This is a genomic window from Roseateles puraquae, assembly GCF_002205845.1.
Classification (GTDB): domain Bacteria; phylum Pseudomonadota; class Gammaproteobacteria; order Burkholderiales; family Burkholderiaceae_C; genus Pelomonas; species Pelomonas puraquae.
This window is the reverse complement of the sequence record NZ_NISI01000011.1, coordinates 148,736-170,180: the sequence shown is the minus strand read 5'-3', so window position 1 is coordinate 170,180 and position 21,445 is coordinate 148,736. Positions and strand designations below refer to the sequence as shown.

General features: G+C 70.6%; 16 protein-coding genes. 10 read left to right on the top strand and 6 right to left on the bottom strand.

The genetic code is table 11. The features are described 5' to 3' along the window. Positions 1 to 57: 57 nt before the first annotated feature. Entirely contained in the window at positions 58 to 3,627 is a 3,570-nt protein-coding gene (locus CDO81_RS22235; RefSeq protein ID WP_088485433.1) for an L-glutamate gamma-semialdehyde dehydrogenase, read from the bottom strand. Positions 3,628 to 3,714: 87 nt separating this feature from the next. On the opposite strand from CDO81_RS22235, the gene CDO81_RS22230 reads away from it, so the two are divergent. Both CDO81_RS22230 and CDO81_RS22225 read left to right on the top strand, forming a co-directional pair. After that, a complete protein-coding gene (locus CDO81_RS22230; protein ID WP_088485432.1) occupies positions 3,715 to 4,179 on the top strand; it encodes an Lrp/AsnC ligand binding domain-containing protein in 465 nt (154 codons plus the stop codon). Positions 4,180 to 4,218: 39 nt separating this feature from the next. After that, on the top strand, positions 4,219 to 4,512 hold the full coding sequence (locus CDO81_RS22225; protein WP_088485431.1) for a hypothetical protein: 294 nt from the start codon (positions 4,219 to 4,221) through the stop codon (positions 4,510 to 4,512). An 82-nt stretch (positions 4,513 to 4,594) separates the two neighbouring features. On the opposite strand, the gene CDO81_RS22220 is transcribed toward CDO81_RS22225, so the two are convergent. After that, complete coding sequence (locus CDO81_RS22220) at positions 4,595 to 6,244, bottom strand: HDOD domain-containing protein (RefSeq protein WP_088485430.1); 1,650 nt, start codon at positions 6,242 to 6,244, stop codon at positions 4,595 to 4,597. 180 nt (positions 6,245 to 6,424) lie between these two features. Between CDO81_RS22220 and CDO81_RS22215 the strand changes: the two genes are divergently transcribed. After that, positions 6,425 to 6,964 (top strand): hypothetical protein, encoded by a 540-nt coding sequence (locus CDO81_RS22215; RefSeq protein ID WP_088485429.1) that lies wholly within the window; start codon positions 6,425 to 6,427, stop codon positions 6,962 to 6,964. A gap of 3 nt (positions 6,965 to 6,967) precedes the next feature. On the opposite strand, the gene CDO81_RS22210 is transcribed toward CDO81_RS22215, so the two are convergent. Beyond that, complete coding sequence (locus tag CDO81_RS22210; RefSeq protein WP_088485428.1) at positions 6,968 to 7,663, bottom strand: dienelactone hydrolase family protein; 696 nt, start codon at positions 7,661 to 7,663, stop codon at positions 6,968 to 6,970. A 145-nt stretch (positions 7,664 to 7,808) separates the two neighbouring features. Here CDO81_RS22210 and ribA point away from each other — a divergent pair, with 145 nt between their 5' ends. The 6 genes from ribA to CDO81_RS22180 all read left to right on the top strand — a co-directional run bounded on the left by ribA (position 7,809) and on the right by CDO81_RS22180 (position 18,913). Then, positions 7,809 to 8,414 (top strand): GTP cyclohydrolase II, encoded by a 606-nt coding sequence (gene ribA, locus CDO81_RS22205; RefSeq protein ID WP_088485427.1) that lies wholly within the window; start codon positions 7,809 to 7,811, stop codon positions 8,412 to 8,414. 127 nt (positions 8,415 to 8,541) lie between these two features. After that, positions 8,542 to 10,806 carry a beta-glucosidase BglX gene (gene bglX / locus CDO81_RS22200; protein ID WP_088485426.1) on the top strand — a complete coding sequence of 755 codons (2,265 nt, stop codon included), beginning with the start codon at positions 8,542 to 8,544 and terminating at the stop codon, positions 10,804 to 10,806. Positions 10,807 to 10,908: 102 nt separating this feature from the next. Then, positions 10,909 to 12,636: an ABC transporter permease gene (locus CDO81_RS22195; protein ID WP_088485425.1), complete on the top strand. Its 1,728-nt coding sequence runs from the start codon at positions 10,909 to 10,911 to the stop codon at positions 12,634 to 12,636. A 128-nt stretch (positions 12,637 to 12,764) separates the two neighbouring features. Further along, the gene (locus tag CDO81_RS22190) at positions 12,765 to 14,060 is read left to right on the top strand and encodes an ABC transporter ATP-binding protein (RefSeq protein WP_088485424.1); all 1,296 of its coding nucleotides are present in this window, start codon (positions 12,765 to 12,767) and stop codon (positions 14,058 to 14,060) included. A gap of 102 nt (positions 14,061 to 14,162) precedes the next feature. After that, positions 14,163 to 16,091, top strand: coding sequence for an acetyl-CoA hydrolase/transferase C-terminal domain-containing protein (locus CDO81_RS22185; protein WP_088485423.1), 1,929 nt, complete (start codon positions 14,163 to 14,165; stop codon positions 16,089 to 16,091). 224 nt (positions 16,092 to 16,315) lie between these two features. After that, positions 16,316 to 18,913 (top strand): hybrid sensor histidine kinase/response regulator, encoded by a 2,598-nt coding sequence (locus CDO81_RS22180; RefSeq protein WP_088485422.1) that lies wholly within the window; start codon positions 16,316 to 16,318, stop codon positions 18,911 to 18,913. 7 nt (positions 18,914 to 18,920) lie between these two features. Here the strand turns inward: CDO81_RS22180 and CDO81_RS22175 are convergent, their stop codons facing one another. The 3 genes from CDO81_RS22175 to CDO81_RS22165 form a co-directional block, all read right to left on the bottom strand. Beyond that, on the bottom strand, positions 18,921 to 19,199 hold the full coding sequence (locus tag CDO81_RS22175; RefSeq protein WP_088485421.1) for a hypothetical protein: 279 nt from the start codon (positions 19,197 to 19,199) through the stop codon (positions 18,921 to 18,923). A 201-nt stretch (positions 19,200 to 19,400) separates the two neighbouring features. Beyond that, the gene (locus CDO81_RS22170) at positions 19,401 to 19,946 is read right to left on the bottom strand and encodes a PEP-CTERM sorting domain-containing protein (protein WP_088485420.1); all 546 of its coding nucleotides are present in this window, start codon (positions 19,944 to 19,946) and stop codon (positions 19,401 to 19,403) included. 166 nt (positions 19,947 to 20,112) lie between these two features. Next, positions 20,113 to 20,883, bottom strand: a complete 771-nt coding sequence (locus CDO81_RS22165) for a helix-turn-helix domain-containing protein (protein ID WP_158218386.1) — start codon at positions 20,881 to 20,883, stop codon at positions 20,113 to 20,115. A gap of 111 nt (positions 20,884 to 20,994) precedes the next feature. Here CDO81_RS22165 and CDO81_RS22160 point away from each other — a divergent pair, with 111 nt between their 5' ends. Next, on the top strand, positions 20,995 to 21,306 hold the full coding sequence (locus CDO81_RS22160) for a DUF2834 domain-containing protein (RefSeq protein ID WP_088485418.1): 312 nt from the start codon (positions 20,995 to 20,997) through the stop codon (positions 21,304 to 21,306). Positions 21,307 to 21,445 lie beyond the last annotated feature (139 nt).

The following is a 21,445-nucleotide window of genomic DNA, read 5'->3' as shown; positions in this document are numbered from 1 at the left end:
CCGCCTGCTCCGCTGCCGTCATGGCGCAAGGTTAGCGCAGGCGGGCGACACCGTGCCTCAGTGCACGCCCGCCAGCAGCGCCGCGTTGCCGCCGGCAGCGGCGGTGTTGACGGTCAGGGTCTGCTCGGCCGTGAAGCGGTAGAGCTGGCGTGAATGGCCGGCTGCGGTCACGAGCGGCAGGATGGCGCCGGGCCGGGCCGCCAGGGCCAGGGCCAGCGGGTGGGCCAGGGCGGGGTCCGACGAGGCCAGGGCCACGCCCGCGAGGTGGCTGGCCGCCAGCAGGCGCGGCAGCACCGCGTCGGGCAGCAGGGTCAGGGCGTTGGCCGGCAGGCCCGCACGCAGCAGGGCCTGGCGGGTACGCTCGTCACCGCCCAGCCAGATGGCGCTGTTGCCAGCCAGCAGCGCGCTGACCGCCGCAGCCAGGCCGGCCTCACCGCGGCCCAGCACCGCGAACACGCCCCGCGCATGGTGGCGCAGGGTGTTGCTCTCGCCGGTGGGGCCGGGCAAGGTCTGGTCGGCAAACAGCGCCTGGGCGGCCGGAAAGAGGCTGCGCAGGGCCAGGGCTGCCGGCGCGTCCAGCGTGTCGGCCGCACGGCGCAGCGTGGCGATGCGATCGGCCAGCGGCGTGTCGCGCCAGGTGGCGTCGGCCGCCACGGCCAGGGCGCCTGCATCCGCCGAGGGCAAGGCGTCCAGCACCACGGCCGGGGCCGGGGCGTCGAGATGCGGCTCGGTGCAGAAGCGGCGCAGGTAGTCCGGCCCGCCAGCCTTGGGGCCGGTGCCCGACAGGCCCTCACCGCCAAAGGGCTGCACACCAACCACCGCGCCAATGATGTTGCGGTTGACGTAGACGTTGCCGATGCGCGCGGCGTCGGCCAGGCGCTGCGCGCGGCTGTCGATGCGGGTCTGGATGCCGAGCGTCAGCCCATAGCCCAGCGCATTGATGTCGGCAATGACCTCGTCCACCGAGCTCTCGAAGCGCACCACGTGCAGCACCGGGCCGAAGATCTCCTCGCCCAGGTCTGCGATGCGCTTGAGCTCGAAGGCCACCGGCCGGATCTGCCGCGGCAGCGGCTCGGCCACGGGCGCCTCGGCGATCAGCCGGGCCTCGCGCTTCAGGCGCTCGACATGGCGGGCGATGTTGGCATGCGCCTCGTCGTCGATGACCGGGCCGACGTCGGTGGCCAGACGCGCCGGCTGGCCGACGTGCAGTTGTTCCAGCGCACCCTTGAGCATCTCGATGACGCCGTCGGCGATGCTGGACTGCACGCACAGCAGGCGCAGCGCCGAGCAGCGCTGGCCGGCGGAGCGGAAGGCGCTTTGCACCACCGCGTCGATCACCTGCTCGGGCAGGGCGGTGGAGTCCACCACCATGGCATTCAGGCCGCCGGTCTCAGCGATCAGCGGGATGGGCGCGTTGGGCTTGCGGGCCAGGGCCTTGTTGATGATCTGCGCGACCACCGTCGAGCCGGTGAAGCACACGCCCGCGGTGTGCGCATGGGCCACGAGGCCCGCGCCCACGGTCTCGCCGGCGCCATGCAGCAGCACGAGCGCATCGGCCGGCACGCCGGCCTCGTGCAGCAGCTCGACCATCTTCAGCGCCACATAGGGCGTCTGCTCGGCCGGCTTGGCGGCCACCGTGTTGCCCGCCACCAGCGCGGCCACGACCTGGCCGGCAAAGATGGCCAGCGGGAAGTTCCAGGGGCTGATGCAGACGAACACGCCGCGGCCCTGCATGGCACCGGCATCGGCCTCGGCGTTGTCCGCGTAGTAACGCAGGAAGTCCACGGCCTCGCGCACCTCGGCCACGCAGTCGGCCTGGGTCTTGAAGGCTTCCTTCACGAGCAGGGCGCAGAACTCGGCCAGGCGCGCATCCAGCGCATCGGCGGCGCGGCGCAAGATGGCCGCGCGCTGCGACACCGGCGTGGCGCTCCAGGCCGGGAAGCCCGCCTGCAGGCGCGCCATGGCGGCATCCACCTGCTCGGGCGTCGCCTCGGCCACCGGCTGCACCACCACGCGGTCAAGCGCAGCCTGCAGCGGGGCACGGTGGGCCGGGGCGGTCAGGTCCAGGCCTGTGGAGTTGCGGCGGCCCCGGCCATCGGCGTCCAGGTAGAGGGCCGGCGGCAGCGGCAGCGCGCCGGTGCTGCGGATGTCGGCCAGCGGCGAGCCGAGCAGCTCGGGCACCTGCACGGCCGGGTCGGCCAGCTGGTGCACGAAGGAGGAGTTGGCGCCGTTCTCCAGCAGGCGGCGCACCAGGTAGGCCAGCAGGTCGCGGTGCTCGCCCACGGGGGCGTAGACGCGGCAAGGGATGCTGCCGTCCTTCAGCACCTCGCGGTACACCCCTTCGCCCATGCCGTGCAGGCGCTGCATTTCGAAGGCAGCACCGGCAGCGCGCGCCATCTGCACGATGGCCGCGATGGTGCCGGCGTTGTGGCTGGCGAACTGCGGGTAGATGACGTCGGCATGCTGGATCAGCGCGCGGGCGCAGGCCAGGTAGGACACGTCGGTGTGCTGCTTGTGCGTGAACACCGGGTAGTGGGCCAGGCCCAGTTCCTGGGCGCGCTTGATCTCGCCGTCCCAATAAGCACCCTTGACCAGCCGCACCATGAAGCGCAGCCCGTGCTTGCGCGCGATGGCAGCCACTTCGTCCACCACGGCCAGCGCGCGGGTCTGGTAGGCCTGCACCGCCAGGCCGAAGCCCCGCCATTGCGGGTAACGCTGGGCGATGCCGGCAGCCAGGGTGTCCAGCACGTCGAGCGACAGCTCCAGGCGATCGACCTCCTCGGCGTCGATGGTGAGGTTGATGTTGGCCTCGGCGGCCAGCTCGATCAGCTGCCACACGCGCGGCAGCAGCTCGGCAAACACGCGCTCGCGCTGCAGCACCTCGTAGCGGCTGAAGAGCGCGCTGAGCTTGATGGAAATGCCGTCCGAGCCTTCGGGCGACTCGGCCTGGCGGCCGGCACTGATGGCCTTGATGGCGTTGACGTAGGCGGCCTGGTAGCGGCGCGCGTCGTCTTCGGTGCGGGCGCCCTCGCCGAGCATGTCGTAGCTGAAGCGGAGTTGACGCTGCTGCTTGCGCGCGTCGTCCGCCTCGCCCATCGCCTCGCCGATGTTGCGACCCAGCACGAACTGCCGCCCCAGCAGCTGGATGGCCCGCACCGTGGCGGCCACCACGGTCTGCGCACCCAGGCGCTTGAACAGGCCGCCGTCGTCGTCGGCGCCCGGCAGGAAGCGCTTGGACATCGAGATCGCCGAGGCCGACAGCGCGGCCAGCATCTTGTGCGGGCTGCCTTCGCTGGCACCGTCGAAATCCGCGCGGCCGAGCTGGTCGGCGGTCAGCGCGATGGCGGTGGGCGCGTCGGGCACGCGCAGCAGGGCTTCGGCCAGGCGCATCAGGGCCAGGCCCTCGGCGCTGGTGATGGGGTATTCGCGCAGCAGCGACTCCATCGCCCAGAACGGCGCCGGGTTGCGGCGCACCTGCTCCACCCACGGGCCGGCCATCGCGATGACCTGGGCCCAGTCCAGCGCCCCGCCCACGCGGTCGGCCAGGGCCTGCACCACGCCGGCTTCAGCCCGGTAGGGGTCGGGCAGGCGGGTCTGTTCGGTGGGGGCGGCGAAGGGGATGGACATGACGGCTCCTGGTGAGAACTCGCACTCTATCGACGGTGAAGGTGGATTAAATTCCAAGCATTCGCATTCCCGCCGAGGAAAATCCAGATGACCGACGAGCTGGACAAGATCGACCAGCGCATCCTGCGGGTGCTGCAGGCCGATGGCCGCATCTCCAACCTCAAGCTCGCCGAAGCCGTGCACCTGTCGCCCACCGCGGTGCTGGAACGCGTCAAGCGCCTCACGCGCGACGGCTTCATCCTGGGCTACGAAGCGCGCCTGAACCCGGCCAAGCTCGGCGCCGCGATGCTGGTCTTCATCGAAGTGCACCTGGACCGCACCGTACAGGACGTGATGGACACCTTCAAGGCCGCCGTGCAGGCCCGCCCCGAGATCCTGGAATGCCACCTCGTGGCCGGCGGCTTCGACTACCTGCTCAAGACCCGCGTGCGCGACATGGGCGCCTACCGCGAGTTCATCGGCAGCGTGATCTGGAGCCTGCCGGGCGTGCGCGAGACGCGCACCTACGCGGTGATGGAGGAGGTGAAGTCGACGAATGCGTTGCCGATCTGAGGCCGGCCTGCCCATCAGCCCTTACCCAGGTACCGCGCCATGAATGCACTCGCTCGCTACCTTCTGCTCAGAAACTGGTCAAACACGGCGGGGGATTTCGGCAGCAGCGTCTTTCGCGCCGGCAAGGTGATCGGCATCCTGGGCCGGGTGCTCGGCCTCTTGTTCCTGCCGCTGGCGATCGTGGGGTCGATGGCTTCAACGACCGTGTTGTTCTTCGTCGGCTACGGCACCACCCTGGTGGCCATCGCGGCGGTGCTCGTCGAGCTGTTCGCGCGCCTGCTGATGCTGGCCGGCAATGCGCTCTCGCAAGCACGGCAGCGGCGCGGCCCTTAGGCCTCGTCGATCCTGCAGGTCTCGGGTGTTCATCGAGAACGCCTGTTGGGCTCTGGAGCCCACGCGGGCTGGCGTAGCGCCCTCATCGCCTGGGCATCACCACCGCATTGAGCACTTGCTGCCGCAGATCCCGCAGCAGGGCCAAGCCGCGGTCGTGCAGGACGAGGTCGCCGGGTTGGCGCTGGTCGCCGTAGAGCATGCCCAGCACCTGCTGGTTGGACGTGACCAAGGGCAGCACGAGGAAGGTGCCCGCACGCACGCGCTCGCCGAACCAGGCGGGCAGGCGCTGGGCAATGACGGGGTCGCCGACGTCGCGGATCAGGGTGTCGGCGTTCTTGGCACACAAGAGTCCGAAGAGGTCGGCGGGCGGTCGAAGCGGGATGTCGAAGAAGGGCGCGAGCACCACCGCTTTGTCGCCCACGCCCATGCGCCCGCGCAGAGCGCCCGCGGCGGGATCAACCAAGCAAGCCACGGCGCGCTGCAGGCCCAGCGCTTTGGTGAGAAGTTCGAGCGCTGCCTCCAGCACCTCAGGCAGCGGAGCCGCGCGGCGGTTCATGCGGCGCAGATGCTCGATGGCATCCGCCAGTTCGTCGGCAAGGTTCTGGCGGTAGGCGCGTGAGTTGGGGTCAAGCTTCGTTCGAGCCACCACCACCGCCCCCCCCGGCGCCAGCAAGGTCACGCCCAACGCCTTGAGCAGCTCGAGCCAGCCGGCATGGGTCTGCTCGATGACGTCGGGCAAGGTCTCGGGGTCCAGTCCCAACGGCTCGGACAGACGCACCGCAAAGGCACGTGCCAGGCGTGCACGCGCTGCGGCCTGTTCCTCCGGCGTGCCCGCGCGGGGCAGGCGCATCAGCTCGCCAGCCAGCGTGTTGGCGCCGGTGCACAGCGCGCGGGCGTAGTCATCGCCACCCAGCAGCTCATCGGCAGACTCCGGATGCAGGCTGCGCATGAGGGCCAGCAGATCGGGCGGCCAGCCCCAACTCCGTGCCACCTCGTGACCCATCTCCTCGATGGTCAGCCCCCAGCGCGCGCGGGCCAGGCGGTCGCGCTGGCGATGGCGTTGGGGGGACTCGGGCGGCAGCTCCTGCAGGTCGAGCTGATCATCGATGACCTGGGCCTCGTCGCGGAAGTGAAGGCCCGCCAGCAAGTCGCCCAGGCGCTGGAAGAGCGCGGCCAGCGGCACGTTCTCGGCGTGCCGGCGGCTGACACACAGTTGCTGGGCCAGCAAGGCCGCGAGTTGCGCCCTCGCGAACTCCTGCTGCAGTCGCTGCCCCTGGGCTGTTGGCGGCAGCGTCTCGAACAACCTCAGCGAGCTGGCCAGCATGCCCACCTTCTGGAAGCCGAGCAGGTGCACGGCGCGCGCCATGCTTGTGATCTCGCCGCCGCCCACCGAGCGGTAGAAGGCCGCGTTCACCAGGCGCAGCAACTTGGCGAGCATGGCGGGGTCGTCGTGGATCAGCGCAGTCAATGCGCGCACGTGCGAGCGCTCGGACCGGCTGAGCTGCTGCAGGTTCAACATCGAGACCTTGACCGCCGTGAGGTCAGGTTGGGCCTCAATGCTCTGCATCACGCGCACACGTCGCTGCTGACGCAGCCGCTCCTGCTCGGCCTCACGCGCTTCGTCGGCCGTCGGGGCCGCTGAGGTTGCCGGCGGAACGCACACAGGTTCAGGCGAGGCGAAGGCCTCGGCGCCCGCCAGGTCCTGAATTTCGCTGTCGCGATCGTCCTGCATGCTAGGTAGAAGCGCGTTTGTATCGCTTTTATCGTTTATATGGGCGCGACACTATCATATTTGTGTTGAATGCCGGTGTGGCTGAACCCGGCGCACGACACCGGGTGAGAACAATGCACGGCCGCGGTGGGCCTCCGGCGGTCGGCAGAATCGCGAGGTTGTCGCTACCCTGCCCTGCCCATGTCCGTCCGCTCCATTGCGCTGGCTCCTTGCCTCGCCGCCCTGCTCGCCACCGCGGCCGGTCCCGCCGCGGCGGTGTCGGTCACCGCCGAAGTGACGGCGGAGTCGGCCTTGGTGGGGCTCAAGCTCGCCGCGCGCCAGAGCGCGGCTCGCGGCACGCTGACCGCGGCGCAGAACGACTGCTTCCAGGCGCTGGCACCGAGCGAGTACTTCGAGGCGGCCGAGCAGATCGTCAACGCGGCGCTGAGCCCGGCGGAGTTGGCGGCGGCCGACACCTTCTTCACTTCGGCCACCGGCCGCAAGTACGCGCTGCACGGCCTGCTGGGCCTGTACGTCGCCCTCAACCTGAAGACGCCCGAGCCGCTGCCTCGCTTCACCGCCGAAGACATCCAGGCCATCGAGGCCTTCACCGCCACACCGGTGGGCGAGGCGCTGGTCAAGCGCCAGGTGCTGGAGTCCCCGGCGGCACGGGCGGCGCTGGATGGGCGATCGCAAGCGCTGGTGAAGCGCTGCAAGCCGCCCGTGGCGGCGGCGAACTGAGGGTCAACCGAGCTGCTGCCCGAAGAAGCGCATCGTGCGGTCCCAGGCCTGTTCGGCCCAGGCGGCGTCGTACTGGGTTTGCGGCAGGCGGTGCGGGCCCTGGGCGGTTTCGTTGGCGAAGGCGTGGTGAGCCAGGTAGCGGTGGGCCTCGTAGCGCACGCCGGCCTCGGCGAACTTGGCCTCCAGCGCATCCACGCCCTCGATCTTGAAGAAGGCGTCCTGCGTGGCCCAGTGCGCCTGCACGGGGATCTTGATCTGGCTGGCGTCCACGAACTCCAACGGCGGCATGCCGTACCAGACGACCGCGGCCGCGGCTTCCGGCACCATCGTGGCCGACAGCACGGTCAGTGCGCCGCCCATGCAGTAGCCGGTCACGCCAACCTTGCCGCTGCCGACCTTCAGGCCCTGCAGGTACTGCACCGCGCCGCGCACGTCCTGCGACGCGGCCTGGCCGAAGTCCAGGCCCGACATCAGGTGATGGGCCTCCTCGGCTTCCACGGTGGCTTTGCCCCGGTAGAGGTCGGGCACCAGGGCCGTGAAGCCGGCACGGGCGAAGCGGTCAGCCACGCCGCGGATCTGGTCGTTCAGGCCCCACCACTCCTGGATGACGACGACGGCGCCGACGGGGCGGTTGGCTTCGGCGAGATAGCCGGTCACGGTCTGGCCATCGGGGCGCTGGAAGTGGACGGTCTGGCTCATGAAGGATCTCCTGATTGCTGAGGGCCGGCAGGCTAACGCAGGACCGCCGTCCGAGGAGGATGCCCGGCTTTTGCCCGCCTCCCCACCGCTGGGCTGCGGGTTTCTCCCGGGGCGGCGACAATGCGCCCTCGTCTGCCCTCGCGCCATGAAACTCGAACACATCGTCTCCACCCGCCTGCCGACCCCCTACGGCGAGTTCGTCATCCACGGTTTCCGGGAGGACGACAGCGGCCAGGAGCATGTCGTGCTCAGCATGGGCGAGCTGACGGGCGACGAGCCGCCGCTGGTGCGGGTGCACTCCGAGTGCATGACCGGCGAGGTCTTCGGCTCGCTGCGCTGCGACTGCCGGCCCCAGCTCGAAAGCGCCATGAAGCGCATCGCCGCGCAGGGTCGCGGCGCCATCGTCTACATGCGCGGCCACGAGGGCCGGGGCATCGGGCTGGTGCAGAAGCTGCGCGCCTACGCCGAGCAGGACGCGGGCAAGGACACCATCGAGGCCAATGCGGCGCTGGGCCTGCCCATCGACGCGCGCCGCTATGACGCCGCCGCCTGCATGCTGCGCGCGCTGGGCGTGCACCGCATCCGGCTGCTGACCAACAACCCGCTGAAGATGGCCGCACTCGCCGAGTTCGGCATCGAGGTGGTGGTGCGCGAAGCCTCCCTCACCGCGCCGGGCCCCGAGAACGAGAAGTACCTGCGCACCAAGGCCGAATCCATGGGCCATCACGACCTGGGGCATCTGTTCGAGTGAGGCGCCCGATTCGCTGGCGCCGCCCTGGCCGATAACGCCATATCCCGCGGGCAGTCTTCCCTGTAGGCTTGCGGCCAGCCGCCATTCGAGCGGCCCCTGCTGACAAGACCCCGAGGAGACACCCCCCATGGCCCGAACGTTCCTGCCGGCGGCAGCCCTGCTCGCCGGCGCGCTGCTGGCCGGCCCGGCCGCCGCCCAGTCCGACCCCATCACCCGCCGCGCTGACGCCCTGATCGCGCGCATGACGCTGGACGAGAAGCTCGGCCAGCTGACCCAGCTCGGCGCCGAGGTGCCCGGCCCGAACGGCGAGACGGCCGAGCAGCTCATCCGTGCGGGCAAGGCGGGCTCGGTGCTGTGGACGTTTGATTCCGACCTGATCGCCCGGCTGCAGCGCGTGGCCGTGAAGGAGAGCCGGCTGGGCATCCCGCTGCTGTTCGGCTACGACGTGATCCATGGCTACAAAAACGTGTTCCCGGTGCCGCTGGGGCTGGCCGCGACCTGGGACCCGGCGCTGGTCGAACGCGCCCAGGCGATGGCCGCCAAGGAATCGTGGGTGGCCGGTGTCAACTGGACCTTCACGCCCATGGTGGACATCGCCCGCGATGCGCGCTGGGGCCGCATCGTCGAGGGCGCGGGCGAGGACACCTTCCTGGGTGTGGCCATGGCGCGCGCCCAGGTGCGCGGCCTGCAGGGGCCGCAGCTCGGCACGCCCGAGCGGGTGCTGACCAGCGTCAAGCATTTCGCCGCCTACGGCGCGGCCGACGGCGGGCGGGACTACGACTCGGTCTACGTGCCCGAGGTGCAGTTGCGCAATGTCTACCTGCCGCCCTTTCAAGCCGCGATCGACGCGGGCGCGGGCACGGTGATGTCGGCCTACATGACACTCAACGACGTGCCCGCTTCGGGCAACCGCTGGCTGCTGCGCGACCTGCTGCGCGGCGAGATGGGCTTCAAGGGCTTCGTCATCAGCGACGCCTTTGCGGTGCAGTCGCTTCAGAACCACGGCTTCGCCGCCGACAACCCCGATGCGGCGCGACGTGGCCTGCTGGCCGGCGTGACCATGGACATGGCCAGCAACAGCTATCTGCGCCAGCTCCCTGCCCTCGTGAAGGCCGGCAAGGTACCGATGCGCCAGGTGGACGAGGCCGTCCGCGAGGTGCTGCAGGTCAAGCTGCGCATGGGGCTGTTCGAGCGGCCCTACGGCGCCCCCGAACGCAAGGCGGCGGTGTTCAACGACCCCGCCCACCGCGCCGCCACGCGCGAGGCGGCGCAGCGCTCGATGGTGCTGCTGCGCAACGAGGGCGGCGCGCTGCCGCTGGCGGCCTCGCTCAAGCGCATCGCGGTGATCGGGCCGCTGGCGGACAGCGGCGAAGACATCCTCGGCTCGTGGACCGTCGAGAAGGGCGTGGGCGTGACGGTGCTGCAGGGCATCCAGGCGCGCTGGCCGCAGGCGCAGGTGACGTTCTCGCGCGGCGGCGACATGCAGCGTGCCTATCCCCTGCCCTGGGACGCCGACCAGGGCAAGCCCGCACCGGCGCTGATGCCCGCGGTGGACCAGCAGACCGAACTTGCCCGCGCGGTGGACGCCGCACGCCAGGCCGAGGTGGTGGTGCTGGTGCTGGGCGAACGCGCCAACATGAGCGGCGAGGCGGCCTCGGTGGCGTCACTGGCCCTGCAGGGCAACCAACAGGCGCTGCTGGAGGCGGTGGTGGCCACGGGCAAGCCGGTGGTGCTGGTGCTGCTCAATGGCCGGCCGCTGGACATCAGCTGGGCCAGCAGCCGGGTCCCGGCCATCCTGGAAGCCTGGTTCCCGGGCAGCGAGGGCGGGCACGCGGTGGCCGACGTGCTCAGTGGCGCCGTCAACCCCGGCGGCAAGCTGCCGGTCACCTGGCCGCGCAGCACCGGCCATGTGCCGGCCTACTACAACCACAACCGCACCCATGCCGACGAGACCGCGCGCACCTTCACGTCGCGCTACTCGACGGACGCGCCCTCCTCGCCCCTCTACCCCTTCGGCCACGGCCTGAGCTACACGAGCTTCAGCTACGGGGCGGTGACGCTCGACCGCAGCAGCGCCCGCGTCGGCGAGCCGGTGACGGTGAGCGTCACTGTGCGCAACACCGGCGCGGTCGCGGGCGACGAGGTCGTGCAGCTCTATACCCACCAGCGCTCCGGCAGCGCCGCGCGGCCGCAGCGTGAGCTCAAGGGCTTTCAGCGCGTGCACCTCGCGCCGGGCGAGGCGCAGACGCTGCGCTTCACGCTGGGGCGGCGTGAGCTGCAGTTCTGGAGCCCCGTCACGCGCGCCTGGGGTGCGGAGCCGGCGGGCTTCGACGTGTGGGTGGGCGGCAGCTCGGCGGCCACGGCCCATGCCGAATACACGCTGACCCGCTGAGGCCGGCACCCCGGCGCAAGCCGGATGCAAGCCCGCGGACAGCGGATGTCACGGCGGGGTGACACTTGGCCTCTAGGCTGGCGGGCTTCGCTCGTGCCGACCATGTCCAATCGCCGCTTCTTCCCGCGCCCTGCCATCGAGGCCAGCTTCAACCGCTGGGACTGGGCCCTGCTGCCCTTGGTGCTGGCGGTCCTGGTGCTGCTGGCCATGGCCGCGGCCCAGATGGCCAAGCCCTTTCACCTGGGCGAGGCGCTGCCGCTGTCGCTGGACCCGGCGCACCTGCCCTACTACTTGCTGCGCACCACGCTGCGCATGTTCATCGCGCTGGGCGCCTCGGTGGTGTTTGCCTGCGTCTTCGCGGTGCTGGCGGCCAAGGTGCGGGCGGCCGAGAAGGTGCTGGTGCCGCTGCTGGACATCCTGCAGTCGATTCCCATCCTGGGCTTCCAGGCGATCGCGGTGGCCCCCTTCATCGCCCTCTTCCCCGGCAACCTGTTCGGGGTGGAGCTGGCCGCGTTGTTCGCCATCTTCACGAGCCAGGCCTGGAACATGGCCTTCAGCCTGTACCAGTCGCTGCGCACGGTGCCGGGCGAACTGCAGGAGGCCGCGCGCATCTTCCAGCTCTCGGGCTGGCAGCGCTTCTGGCGGCTGGAGCTGCCGTTCGCGATGCCCGGCTTGCTGTGGAACATGATGATGAGCATGAGCGGCGGCTGGTTCTTCGTCGTCGCCTCCGAGGCCATCTCGGTGGCCGGGCAGGACATCAAGCTGCCGGGTGTGGGCTCCTACATCGCGGTGGCCATCGAGGCCCGCGACCTGGGCGCCATTGGCTGGGCCATCCTCGGCATGCTGATCGGCATCCTGCTGTACGACCAGCTCTTCTTCCGCCCGCTGCTGGCCTGGGCCGACAAGTTCCGCTTCGAGGGCAGCAGCAGCGACCAGGCGCCGCAGTCCTGGCTGCTGACCTGGCTGCGCCGCACGGCTCTGCTGCAACACCTGGGCGCCTGGCCGGGACGCTGGATCACGGCGAGCTTCGTGCATTTCAGGAAACGCTTCGACGGCCGCTCCATCCGCGCCCGCGCTGAAGCGCCCAACCCGCTGTGGTCGCGCGCCTGGGATGCCCTCATCGCCGCCCTCGTGCTGTTTGCCATCTGGCGGCTGGTGAGCTTCATCCACTCCGAAGTGGGTTGGGGTGAGGCGGCACATGTGTTCAAGCTGGGCTTCTACACGCTGGCGCGGGTGCTGCTGCTGATTGCGGTGGCCTCGGTCATCTGGGTGCCCATCGGGGTGTGGATCGGGCTGAACCCGCGCATTGCCGGCCGGGTGCAGGCGGTGGCGCAGTTCCTGGCGGCGTTCCCGTCCAACCTGGTGTTCCCGGTCGCGGTGCTGTTCATCGTCAAGTACAAGCTCGACCCCGACCTGTGGCTGTCGCCGCTGATCATCCTGGGCACGCAGTGGTATTTGCTGTTCAACGTGGTGGCCGGCGCGGCCACCATCCCGACCGAGCTGCGCCTGGCCGCGCAGAACCTGGGCCTGAAAGGTTGGCTCGCCTGGCGGCGCTACCTGCTGCCGGCCATCTTCCCGAGCTTCGTCACCGGCGCCATCACCGCCAGCGGCGGCTCCTGGAACGCCAGCATCGTGGCCGAGTACGTGAGCTGGGGCGACACCCAGCTGCAGGCCGCCGGCCTGGGCAGCTACATCCAGCAGATGACCACGGCCGGGGACTTCCCGCGCATTGCGCTGGGCATCGGCGTGATGTGCGTGTTCGTGATGGCCCTGAACCACTGGGTCTGGCGCCGGCTGTACCGCATCGCCGAAGAGCGCATGCACTTTTAGCCCACCCCGTACCGGCTGCGCCGGCCCCCTCAAGGGGGCGCTCCCGGCAGCCCGGCAAAGCCGGATCTGCGGGAGCCGCTGGAGAAACGGCCTGCCTGCGGCGGCCTCGAAGAAGCAAGGATGAACGCATGGAAGCACTCCTCGAACTCAAGCAAGTCGCCAAGGGCTTCAAGTCGGCCGATGGCAGCCTGCGCAGCGTGCTGCAGGGCGTGGATTTCACGCTGGCCAAGGGCGAGATCGTGGCGCTGCTGGGGCAGAGCGGGTCGGGCAAGAGCACGCTGCTGCGCATCATGGCCGGCCTGATCACGGCGGATGCGGGTGACGTGCACTACGGCGGCCAGCCGCTGTTCGGCCCGGCGCAGGGCATTGCGATGGTGTTCCAGAGCTTCGCGCTCTTTCCCTGGCTCACGGTGCAGCAGAACGTGGAGCTGGGCCTGGAGGCCGCAGGCGTGCCGGCTGCGGAGCGGGCGCGCCGGGCGGCCGACGCCATCGAGCTGATCGGCCTGGCCGGCTTCGAGGGCGCGTTGCCGCGCGAGCTGTCGGGCGGCATGCGCCAGCGCGTGGGCCTGGCGCGGGCCCTGGTCATGCAGCCGGCGGTGCTGCTGATGGACGAGGCCTTCTCGGCCCTGGACGTGCTGACCGGCGAGCGGCTGCGCAACGAGATCCTGGAACTCTGGGACGGCGGGCAGATGCCGACGCAGGCGATGCTCGTCGTCTCCCACAACATCGAAGAGGCCGTGATGATGGCCGACCGGGTGCTGGTGTTCGCGAGCAACCCGGGCCGGGTGCGCGCCGAGCTGCCGATCACACTGCCCCGGCCGCGCCGGGCCGACAGCGCCGAGGTGAGGCTGCTCATTGACGAGGTCTACCGCCTGATGACCAGCGCCACCGCCGCCCCAGGCGCGGTGGAAACGGCGCCCAAGCCCCACCTGGGTGAGCGCCTGCCCGAGGCCGAAGTCGGCCGCATGGAGAGCCTCTTGGAGCTGCTGGCCGACGAGCCCTTCCAGGGCCGCGCCGACCTGCCGCAGCTGGTGGAGGAGAGCGAGCTGACCGACGAGGCCGTGCTACCCCTGGCCGATGCGCTGCACCGCCTGGGCCTGGCCCAGCTCAGCGGCGGCGACCTGCTGATGACCCCGCTGGGCCGCAAGTACGTGGAAGGCACGCACGAGTTCCGCCGCGAGATCTTCGGGCAGCAGTTGCTGGCGCATGTGCCGCTGGCCGCGTTCATCCGCCACAGCCTGGAGCAGGAGGCCGATGGCCAGCTGAAGGAAGAGCCCTTCCTGAAGCTGCTGTCCGCCCACATGGAACCGGCCGAGGCCGAGCAGGTGCTGCGCGTGGCCATCGAATGGGCGCGCTATGGCGAGGTGTTCGAGTACGACTTCCACACCGGCCTGATCCACCTGCCTGAAGCGGGCGAGGACTGAAGCCGGTGGGGACTGAAGCGCGCGGCGACTGACGCAGGGCTTGCCCCAGCGCAAGCCCTGGCCCCGCGCCAGCGGGCACACTGGCCGGCGAGGAGACATCGCATGACACACGAGAGCCTGCCCACGGTGGACGCTGCCGTGGACGCCGTGCTCGCGCGCATCCCCGGCACGCTGGTGCTGGCGCTGCCGCTGGGCATCGGCAAGCCCAATCCCTTCGTCAACCGGCTGTACGCGCGCGTCGCGGCCGACCCGTCGCGCCGGCTGGTCATCGTCACGGCGCTGAGCCTGGAGGTGCCCACCGGCGCGAGCGAGCTGGAGCGGGCATTCCTGGCGCCCATCGTCGAGCGTGTGTTCGGCGGCTACCCGGATCTCGACTATGTGAAGGCCGCCCGGGCCGGCCGGCTGCCGCCCAACATCGAGGTGCGGGAGTTCTTCCTGAAGACGGGCGACTACCTCGGCAACGCCGCGGCCCAGCAGCACTACATCAGCACCAACTACACCTTTGCCGCCCGCGACATGCTGGCCCACGGCGTGAATGTGCTGGCCCAGGCGGTGGCCTCGCAACACCAGAGCACGCCGGGCTGGCAGCTGAGCCTGGCGTGCAACCCCGACGTCACGCATGAACTGAAGGAGCGCGCCGCGGCGGCCGGTCAGCCGGTGCTCAGCGTGGGCTGCATCAACCGCGAACTGCCCTTCATGCACGGCGATGCGGTGGTGGCACCGGGCTTCTTCGACCTGATCGTGACTGACCCCGCGTGCAGCCACACCTTGTTTGCGCCGCCCAATGCCAAGGTCAGCACCACCGACCACGCCATCGGCCTGCATGCCAGCCGCCTGGTGCAGGACGGCGGCACGCTGCAGATCGGCATCGGCTCGCTGGGCGACGCGATTGCGCATGCGCTGCTGCTGCGCCACGAGCGCAACGCCGACTACCGCCGGCTGCTGCAGGCGCTGGACGGACCGGCACCGCCCCGTGAGGCGCCTGAGGCCGACCTCGCACCTTTCCGCCGGGGCCTGTACGGCTGCTCGGAGATGTTCGTGAACGGCTTCCTGAAGCTGATGACCGCGGGCGTGGTGAAGCGGCGGGTGTTCGACGACCTCGCCACCCAGCAGGCCGTCAACCGCGGCGAGCTGGACCCGGCCAGCCTGCCCGGCGGCGTGGTGATGACGGGCGGCTTCTTCCTCGGGCCGACCGACTTCTACGCCGCGCTGCGTGCGCTCACCCCGGCGCAACGTGCGGCCATCCGCATGGACCGCATCGACCGCATCAATCAGCTCGACGGCCCCGGGCCACTGGACAACGCGCTGCGCCGCGCCCAGCGCGTCCAGGCCCGCTTCATCAACACGACGATGAAGGTGACGCTGCTCGGCGCCGCCGCCTCGGACGCGCTGGAGTCGGGCCAGGTGGTGTCGGGCGTGGGTGGACAGTACAACTTCGTGGCGATGGCGCATGCGCTGCCGGATGCGCGTTCCATCCTCGTGCTGCGCGCCTGCCACGACACGCCCGACGGCCCGGTCAGCAACATCGTCTGGCAGTACGGCCACTGCACCATCCCCCGCCACCTGCGGGACATCGTGGTGACCGAGTACGGCGTGGCCGACCTGCGCGGGCAGAGCGACGCCGAGGTCATCCGGCGCCTGCTGCGCATCGCCGACTCACGCTTTCAGCCCGCGCTGCTGGAAGCCGCGCAACGCGCCGGCAAGCTGCCGGCCGATTGGACCTTGCCCGTCGCCTGGACCCGCAACACGCCCGAACAACTCGACGCGGCGCTGCATCCGCTGACCCAAGCCGGCCTGCTCCCCGGCTTCCCGTTCGGCACCGACCTGACCGACGACGAGCTGCGCATCGTGGCGGCGCTGCGACGCTTGAAAAAGAGCCTGCAGCATCCGGTGACGCTGGTGACGACGGCCCTGCGCGCCGTGTGGACCGGCCAGACCGCGCCCCCCGCCTACCTCGAGCGCCTGGGGCTGGACGAGGCGCGCGGCTTCAAGGCTCTGCTGCTCAAGCGGCTGTTCGCGGGCAATCTCTGAGGCTCGCCAGCGCCGCGGTGGCGGCTGGCGGCTGGCGGCTGGCGGCTGGCGGCAAGCCGCGCATAAGGAGTTCTTCAAATTCTGTCAATGAACCCCCACGCCCTGAGCGCGGGGGCGCCACCGCCCCATCGACCGTGAGACGCTGAGCGCCTTGCGGGCCGCCCGTGCGCGACGCGGCCCAAGACACCGTCGATGTGTTGGGCAGGCTGACAAGGGGGCTGGCGATGGCGAGGTATGAATCGAGGCGGGCAGGCGGGCGCTGGCGCGGCTGGCTGGCCTGCCTGCTGTTGCCGGCGCAGGTGGCGCTCGCGGCACCGTCGGGGGGCTCCATCGATCAGGCATGGCGGGATCGCTTCGTGATGGGCAGCTTTGCCGATGCGATGCGGCATGCCGCACGCGCCGAGAAGCGAGCCGCAGCGGCCCTGGAAGCGGCCAAGGGCAGCAGCGATCCACGCACCCGCCTGCGCGCGGCCGCTGACTACCTGATGGCCACCAGCGCCACGGCCACGGATTGCCGCCTGACCGATGAATCCCTCGCCCTGGCCCGGTCCCTGGGGCCCGCGTACGAGCGGGAGCTGTTCGACCTGTCAGCCGCGGCCAGCATCGTCAACCGCAAGCCTTGCAAGACTGAACTGACGGTGACCGAGTTCGACGCGCTGGGCCAGCGCCTGGGCGACCCGGCACGCCAGTACTTCGTGCTGCAGGCCAAGGCTGCCGAGGCAAGCCGCGCCGGCCGCTTCAATGACGCCATTCAGTTCACCGCCCAGCAGCGCGAGCAGGCGATCACCGACGTCCAGACCGCCTACGCGCTCTACCAGATGGCCCTCACCGACTCCGTGAGCACCACCCTGGGCGACCGCACCGACAACATGCGGGGCTGGCTGCAGCAAGCGCTGGCGTTGGTGGAGCACAGCGACTTCGAGGCCATCCGGGCCTCGATCATGTTCCTGCTGTTTCGGGTTGAATTCGGCGCCGGCCATCGGGACACCGCCTTCGCCTTGATGAACCAGGTGCAGCCCCTGCTGCGCGGCGGGGCGCTGGGCGACGAAACCGGTGCCTTCACCGCCATCCAGTTCGCGCTCGCGCTGGCCATCGCCGGCCGGCTGCCGCAAGCCCTGGCCCTGTACGACGAAGGCGCCCGCTGGCCCACCCAGGAGCCGAACACACTGGCCATGCGCAACTCCACGCTGCTGGAGATCCTGGGCCGCGTGAAGACGCCCGAGGCCCACCGGCGCGGCCTGGAGGCCTTGCAACAACTGCAGCAGGTGATGGCCGATCCGGCTTTTGGCATCCCCTCCCGGGTAGCCATGAGCAAGCGCTACGCGGCCCGGTTCCATGAGGCGTTTGGCGACTACCGCGAGGCGCTGGCCGCGCTGAAGGCGGCCAACGAGGCCAGCACCGAGGCGCAGGCGCTTGCCAACGAAACGGCGCGCGCGGAGTTGCGTGAGAAGCTGGACGTGGCGGCCAAGGAGCAGGAGAACGCCCGGCTCAAGGCCGACGCCGAGCTGCAGGCGGCCCGCCAGCGCGGCTGGATCGTCGCGTTTGCCATCGCCGCCGTGGGCGTGCTCGCCACCGGCGCGGCCCTGGCCCTGGCGGTGCGGCGCGGACGGCGGCTGGCCGCGGTGTCTGCCGAGCTGGCGCAGCGCAACACCGAGCTGGAGCAGCTCAGCGCGTCGCGCATCCGGATGCTGGCCGCCGCCTGCCACGACCTGCGCCAGCCTGCCCATGCCTTGGGCATGCTGGCGGAGCTGGGGGCCGACGCCCAGCGCGATCCGGACCGCTTCGGCACCTGGCTGGCGCGCGTGCAACGCAGCACCGCGGCCTTGGCCGAGATGCTCGATGAACTGATGGACCTCGGCCGCCTGGACGGCGGCCACTACGCCCCGCAGCTCAGTCCGGTGTCGATGCACGAGCTGCTGCAGGAGGTGAAGCTGCACTTCGAGGGGCTGGCCGCGCGCAAGGGCTTGAGGCTGGAGGTGCTGCCGGCGCCGGGCCTGGCGGAGGTCGACATCGTCTCCGACCGCCATCTGCTGCGCCGGATCGTCTTCAACCTGGTGTCCAACGCCGTGAAGTACACCGACACGGGCTTCGTGCGCGTGAAGCTGAGTGCCGACGCGACCGGCCGTGCGGTGCAACTGGCGGTGCAGGACAGCGGCCCGGGCATCCCGCCCGACAAGCTGGACGACGTCTTTCGCGACTATGTGCGGCTGAACCCGATGCAGGCTGCAGAGGGGCTGGGCATCGGACTGTCGATCGTGCGCCGGGCCTCGGAGCTGCTGGGGCATTCGCTGCAGCTGGTGTCACCCCCCGGCGAAGGCACGACCGTGAGCCTGCGCCTGCCCCTGAGCGACGCCCCGCATGCCGCGGCAGCGGCCCCCGTCAGCACCCCGGTCGCCACGGGCCACGGGCCCCGGGGCGTGCTGGCGGTGCTCGAGAACGATGTCGACGTGCGCGAAGCGATGGCGGCCCTGCTGCGGCGCTGGGGTTACACCGTGCACGCCGGCGGCGATGCGCAGGCGCTGCTGGCGCAGTTCGGCGGCGGTGAAACGCCAGACCTGGTCGTCACCGACCTGCACCTGGACGGCAGCGACGGACTCGCCGAGCTGGCGCGGCTGCGGCAGGCGCTGCACTTGCCGGGCCTGCCCGCGCTGCTGGTGACCGGCGACCTGGACGCTGCCATCACCGAGCAGGCGCAAGCCGCCCAGGTGTGCGTGGCGCACAAGCCGCTGGCGCCTCGCAAGCTGTCGGCGCTCGTGCAGCGGCTGCTGACGCCCCCCGCGGGCGACGGCAACGGCCCGGGCGCCTTGACGGCGTCGGCCTGAGCGGCCGTCAGCTCAGCAGGTGGCCGATGCCGGCATGCGCATAGACGTCGCGCACGGGGTCCGGCACGGGATGGTGGGCGTCGGGGGCCATGCAGCGCACGAGGCCGCCTTCCGCCACGATGCGACGCAGCTCGGTGGCGCGAGCGGCGGCATCGGCCCGGGCGCGGGCGGGGTCGGCAAAGGCGTCCAGCAGCGGCTGGGTGTCGGCCCACCAAGGTGCCGGGTACCAGGTCTCATCGCCCGCCTGCAGCCAGTACCGGGGGGTGAATGTGATGCCGCTTGCCATGGACTGCCTCCTCTCCTGCGTCGCGCCAACCGGGCGCCTGCAGTCATTCTGAAGAGGCGCATGCGCCGCGGGTGGTGAACATCACCCAGGCCAGGCCCCGCGAATGGGGCGGGCGGGCGCGCCACGCCGCATCGCCTCACACCGGGCCGCGCCATGAAAAACGCCGCCCGCAGGCGGCGCTGTCCAGCAGGGCCGGGCCGATCAGGCGCGGCGGCGGCCGGCGAAGCCCAGGCCGGCCAGGGCCAGACCCACCAACGCCAGGCTGCCCGGCTCGGGCAGCGGGGTCTCGGTCACGGTGGCAAAGGTCACGAAGGACCAGGGCGTGCCGGCGCTGCGCAGGGCGCTGGCTTCGGCACTGACGCCGACGTCGATGTTGTCCTCGACGTCCGGACGGACCGTGTAGAAGCTGTAGTTCGTCGGCGTGAGCCCAAAGACCACGTTGAAACCGATGACCTCGGTGCCGCTGTAGCCCGGTGCCGAGTCGAAGCCCGTGGCCTCGACGGCGGCGCGGAGTGCGTTGGCAGCGACCAGGCCGGTGACGTTGTTCTCGAAGGTCAGCGCCGGCGAGGTGCCCGCACCGAACACATCGTCGAACGAGGTGGTGCCCGAGTCATCCTGCGTGAAGGTCACGTTGTAGGTGGTGCCGCCGATGACCACGTTGCTCAGCGTCGTGCTGACGAGGGCGGCTTGGGCGCTGGCGGCGAGGGCCAGGGCGGCCAGGGCGGCGGCGATGCGGGACAACTTCATGATGTGCGACTTCCGGATTTCAGTTGCCTGGTCAAAAGCAAATTTCGCGCCACAACGGCCGAAAGCCGTCCACACGCCTGGGGAAAGGCCGCTCAACGGGCGCAACGGGGTCGGGTCGGTCGCCTGACATTGTCAAGAAATCCGACACCACGCCAGGCGCATCGCGTCAGTCGCTCTCGGCCGCCAGCAGGGCCTGCCGCGTCAGGTCATCGGTCGGGAACAGGTGCTCCACCTTGAGGGACGCCAGCGTGATGTCCAGCGGCGTCCCGAAGCTGGTCAGCGCGGAGAAGAAGCTCAGCACCCGGCCGTCCGCGGCACGCAGGCGAAAGGCCAGCACGGGCAGCTGGCCCGCCGGCTCGGCCGCAAACCAAGGTTGCAGACCTGGGCGCAGCTCATCGAGCAGCGCGCGCAGCCGCGGCAGATGCTCGGACTCGCGCACCGCCCGCGCCCACATCTCGTTGCATAGCCAGGCCTCGTCCACGCACAAGGTCCTGAGGCCGCCCGGCGCGAAGACGGCGCGCAGCAGGTTCATCGGCCCCTGCAGCATCTGCGGCGGCAGGCCCAGCAGACCGAGCAGCCGCGACAGGCCCGCGTTCGCCATGACGACGTTGTACTCGCCATCGAGCACGAGGGCTGGCGTGGCGGCACCGCTGGCCTGCAGCAGCTGCTCCAGCGCGCGGCGCACCGGCGCCATCTCGGGTGCGTCCAGCGCGCGCTCGGCGTGGGCGGGCGCGTAGCCGGCGGCCAGCAGCGCCTGATTGCGCTCGGTCAGGGTGGCGCCCATCGCGTCCAGCAGCGCGACGAGGGTTTCGCGGCCGGCGCGGGCGCGGCCGGTCTCGATGCAGCTCAGGTGGCGTTGCGAAACCCCGGCGCGCAGCGACAGCTCCAGCTGGCTGAGGCGGCGGGCCCGGCGCAGGGTGGCGAGGGTGGCAGTCATGCGGCGCATTCTGGGCTGCGGCCGCCACGGCGGCGATGACCTCCGACGTCATTGCGGCCACGCGCGCCGCTGCCGAGCATGAAGGCCTGTTCAACCCACTGGAGACTTGTCATGCGAACCGTTCTCTTCCTCACCCTCGCCGCGTTCGGCGCCTTCTCGACCTACGTGATGTGGCAGGTCGGCTACCTCGGGATCTGGCAGGCGGGCATGGCCAGCCTCGGCGCGTGGCAGGTGCTGCTGGACCTGGTGCTGATGTCGTGCATCGCGCTGGGCTTCCTGTGGCAGGACGCGCAGCGCAGCGGCCGCACCTGGTGGCCCTTTGCGCTGCTCACGCTGGCGGCCGGCTCTTTCGGGCCGTTGCTCTACCTGCTGCTGCAGCCGTCGGGCGCCGCCCGCAACCCTCGACCGGCCACGGCGTCTTGACCCCATGCCAAGACAGGGCTTCTAGAGCCCTGCCTCTAGGCCTCCTGGGCAGCAGGTCACGATGCAAGGTGTTTTCCCGTAGGAACTGGGTGTTTAACCCGGTTAACTTTCGGGATCCGAAAAATGAACCTTGAGGAGA

Bases quoted from the DNA above. Each gene is read 5' to 3' on its own strand.
- CDO81_RS22235 (WP_088485433.1), bottom strand. From the start codon at position 3,627: ATGTCCATCCCCTTCGCCGCCCCCACCGAACAGACCCGCCTGCCCGAC.
- CDO81_RS22210 (WP_088485428.1), bottom strand. From the start codon at position 7,663: ATGAGCCAGACCGTCCACTTCCAGCGCCCCGATGGCCAGACCGTGACC.
- ribA (WP_088485427.1), top strand. From the start codon at position 7,809: ATGAAACTCGAACACATCGTCTCCACCCGCCTGCCGACCCCCTACGGC.
- CDO81_RS22175 (WP_088485421.1), bottom strand. From the start codon at position 19,199: ATGGCAAGCGGCATCACATTCACCCCCCGGTACTGGCTGCAGGCGGGC.
- CDO81_RS22230 (WP_088485432.1), top strand. From the start codon at position 3,715: ATGACCGACGAGCTGGACAAGATCGACCAGCGCATCCTGCGGGTGCTG.
- CDO81_RS22165 (WP_158218386.1), bottom strand. From the start codon at position 20,883: ATGACTGCCACCCTCGCCACCCTGCGCCGGGCCCGCCGCCTCAGCCAG.
- CDO81_RS22225 (WP_088485431.1), top strand. From the start codon at position 4,219: ATGAATGCACTCGCTCGCTACCTTCTGCTCAGAAACTGGTCAAACACG.
- CDO81_RS22170 (WP_088485420.1), bottom strand. From the start codon at position 19,946: ATGAAGTTGTCCCGCATCGCCGCCGCCCTGGCCGCCCTGGCCCTCGCC.
- CDO81_RS22180 (WP_088485422.1), top strand. From the start codon at position 16,316: ATGGCGAGGTATGAATCGAGGCGGGCAGGCGGGCGCTGGCGCGGCTGG.
- bglX (WP_088485426.1), top strand. From the start codon at position 8,542: ATGGCCCGAACGTTCCTGCCGGCGGCAGCCCTGCTCGCCGGCGCGCTG.
- CDO81_RS22185 (WP_088485423.1), top strand. From the start codon at position 14,163: ATGACACACGAGAGCCTGCCCACGGTGGACGCTGCCGTGGACGCCGTG.
- CDO81_RS22215 (WP_088485429.1), top strand. From the start codon at position 6,425: ATGTCCGTCCGCTCCATTGCGCTGGCTCCTTGCCTCGCCGCCCTGCTC.
- CDO81_RS22190 (WP_088485424.1), top strand. From the start codon at position 12,765: ATGGAAGCACTCCTCGAACTCAAGCAAGTCGCCAAGGGCTTCAAGTCG.
- CDO81_RS22195 (WP_088485425.1), top strand. From the start codon at position 10,909: ATGTCCAATCGCCGCTTCTTCCCGCGCCCTGCCATCGAGGCCAGCTTC.
- CDO81_RS22220 (WP_088485430.1), bottom strand. From the start codon at position 6,244: ATGCAGGACGATCGCGACAGCGAAATTCAGGACCTGGCGGGCGCCGAG.
- CDO81_RS22160 (WP_088485418.1), top strand. From the start codon at position 20,995: ATGCGAACCGTTCTCTTCCTCACCCTCGCCGCGTTCGGCGCCTTCTCG.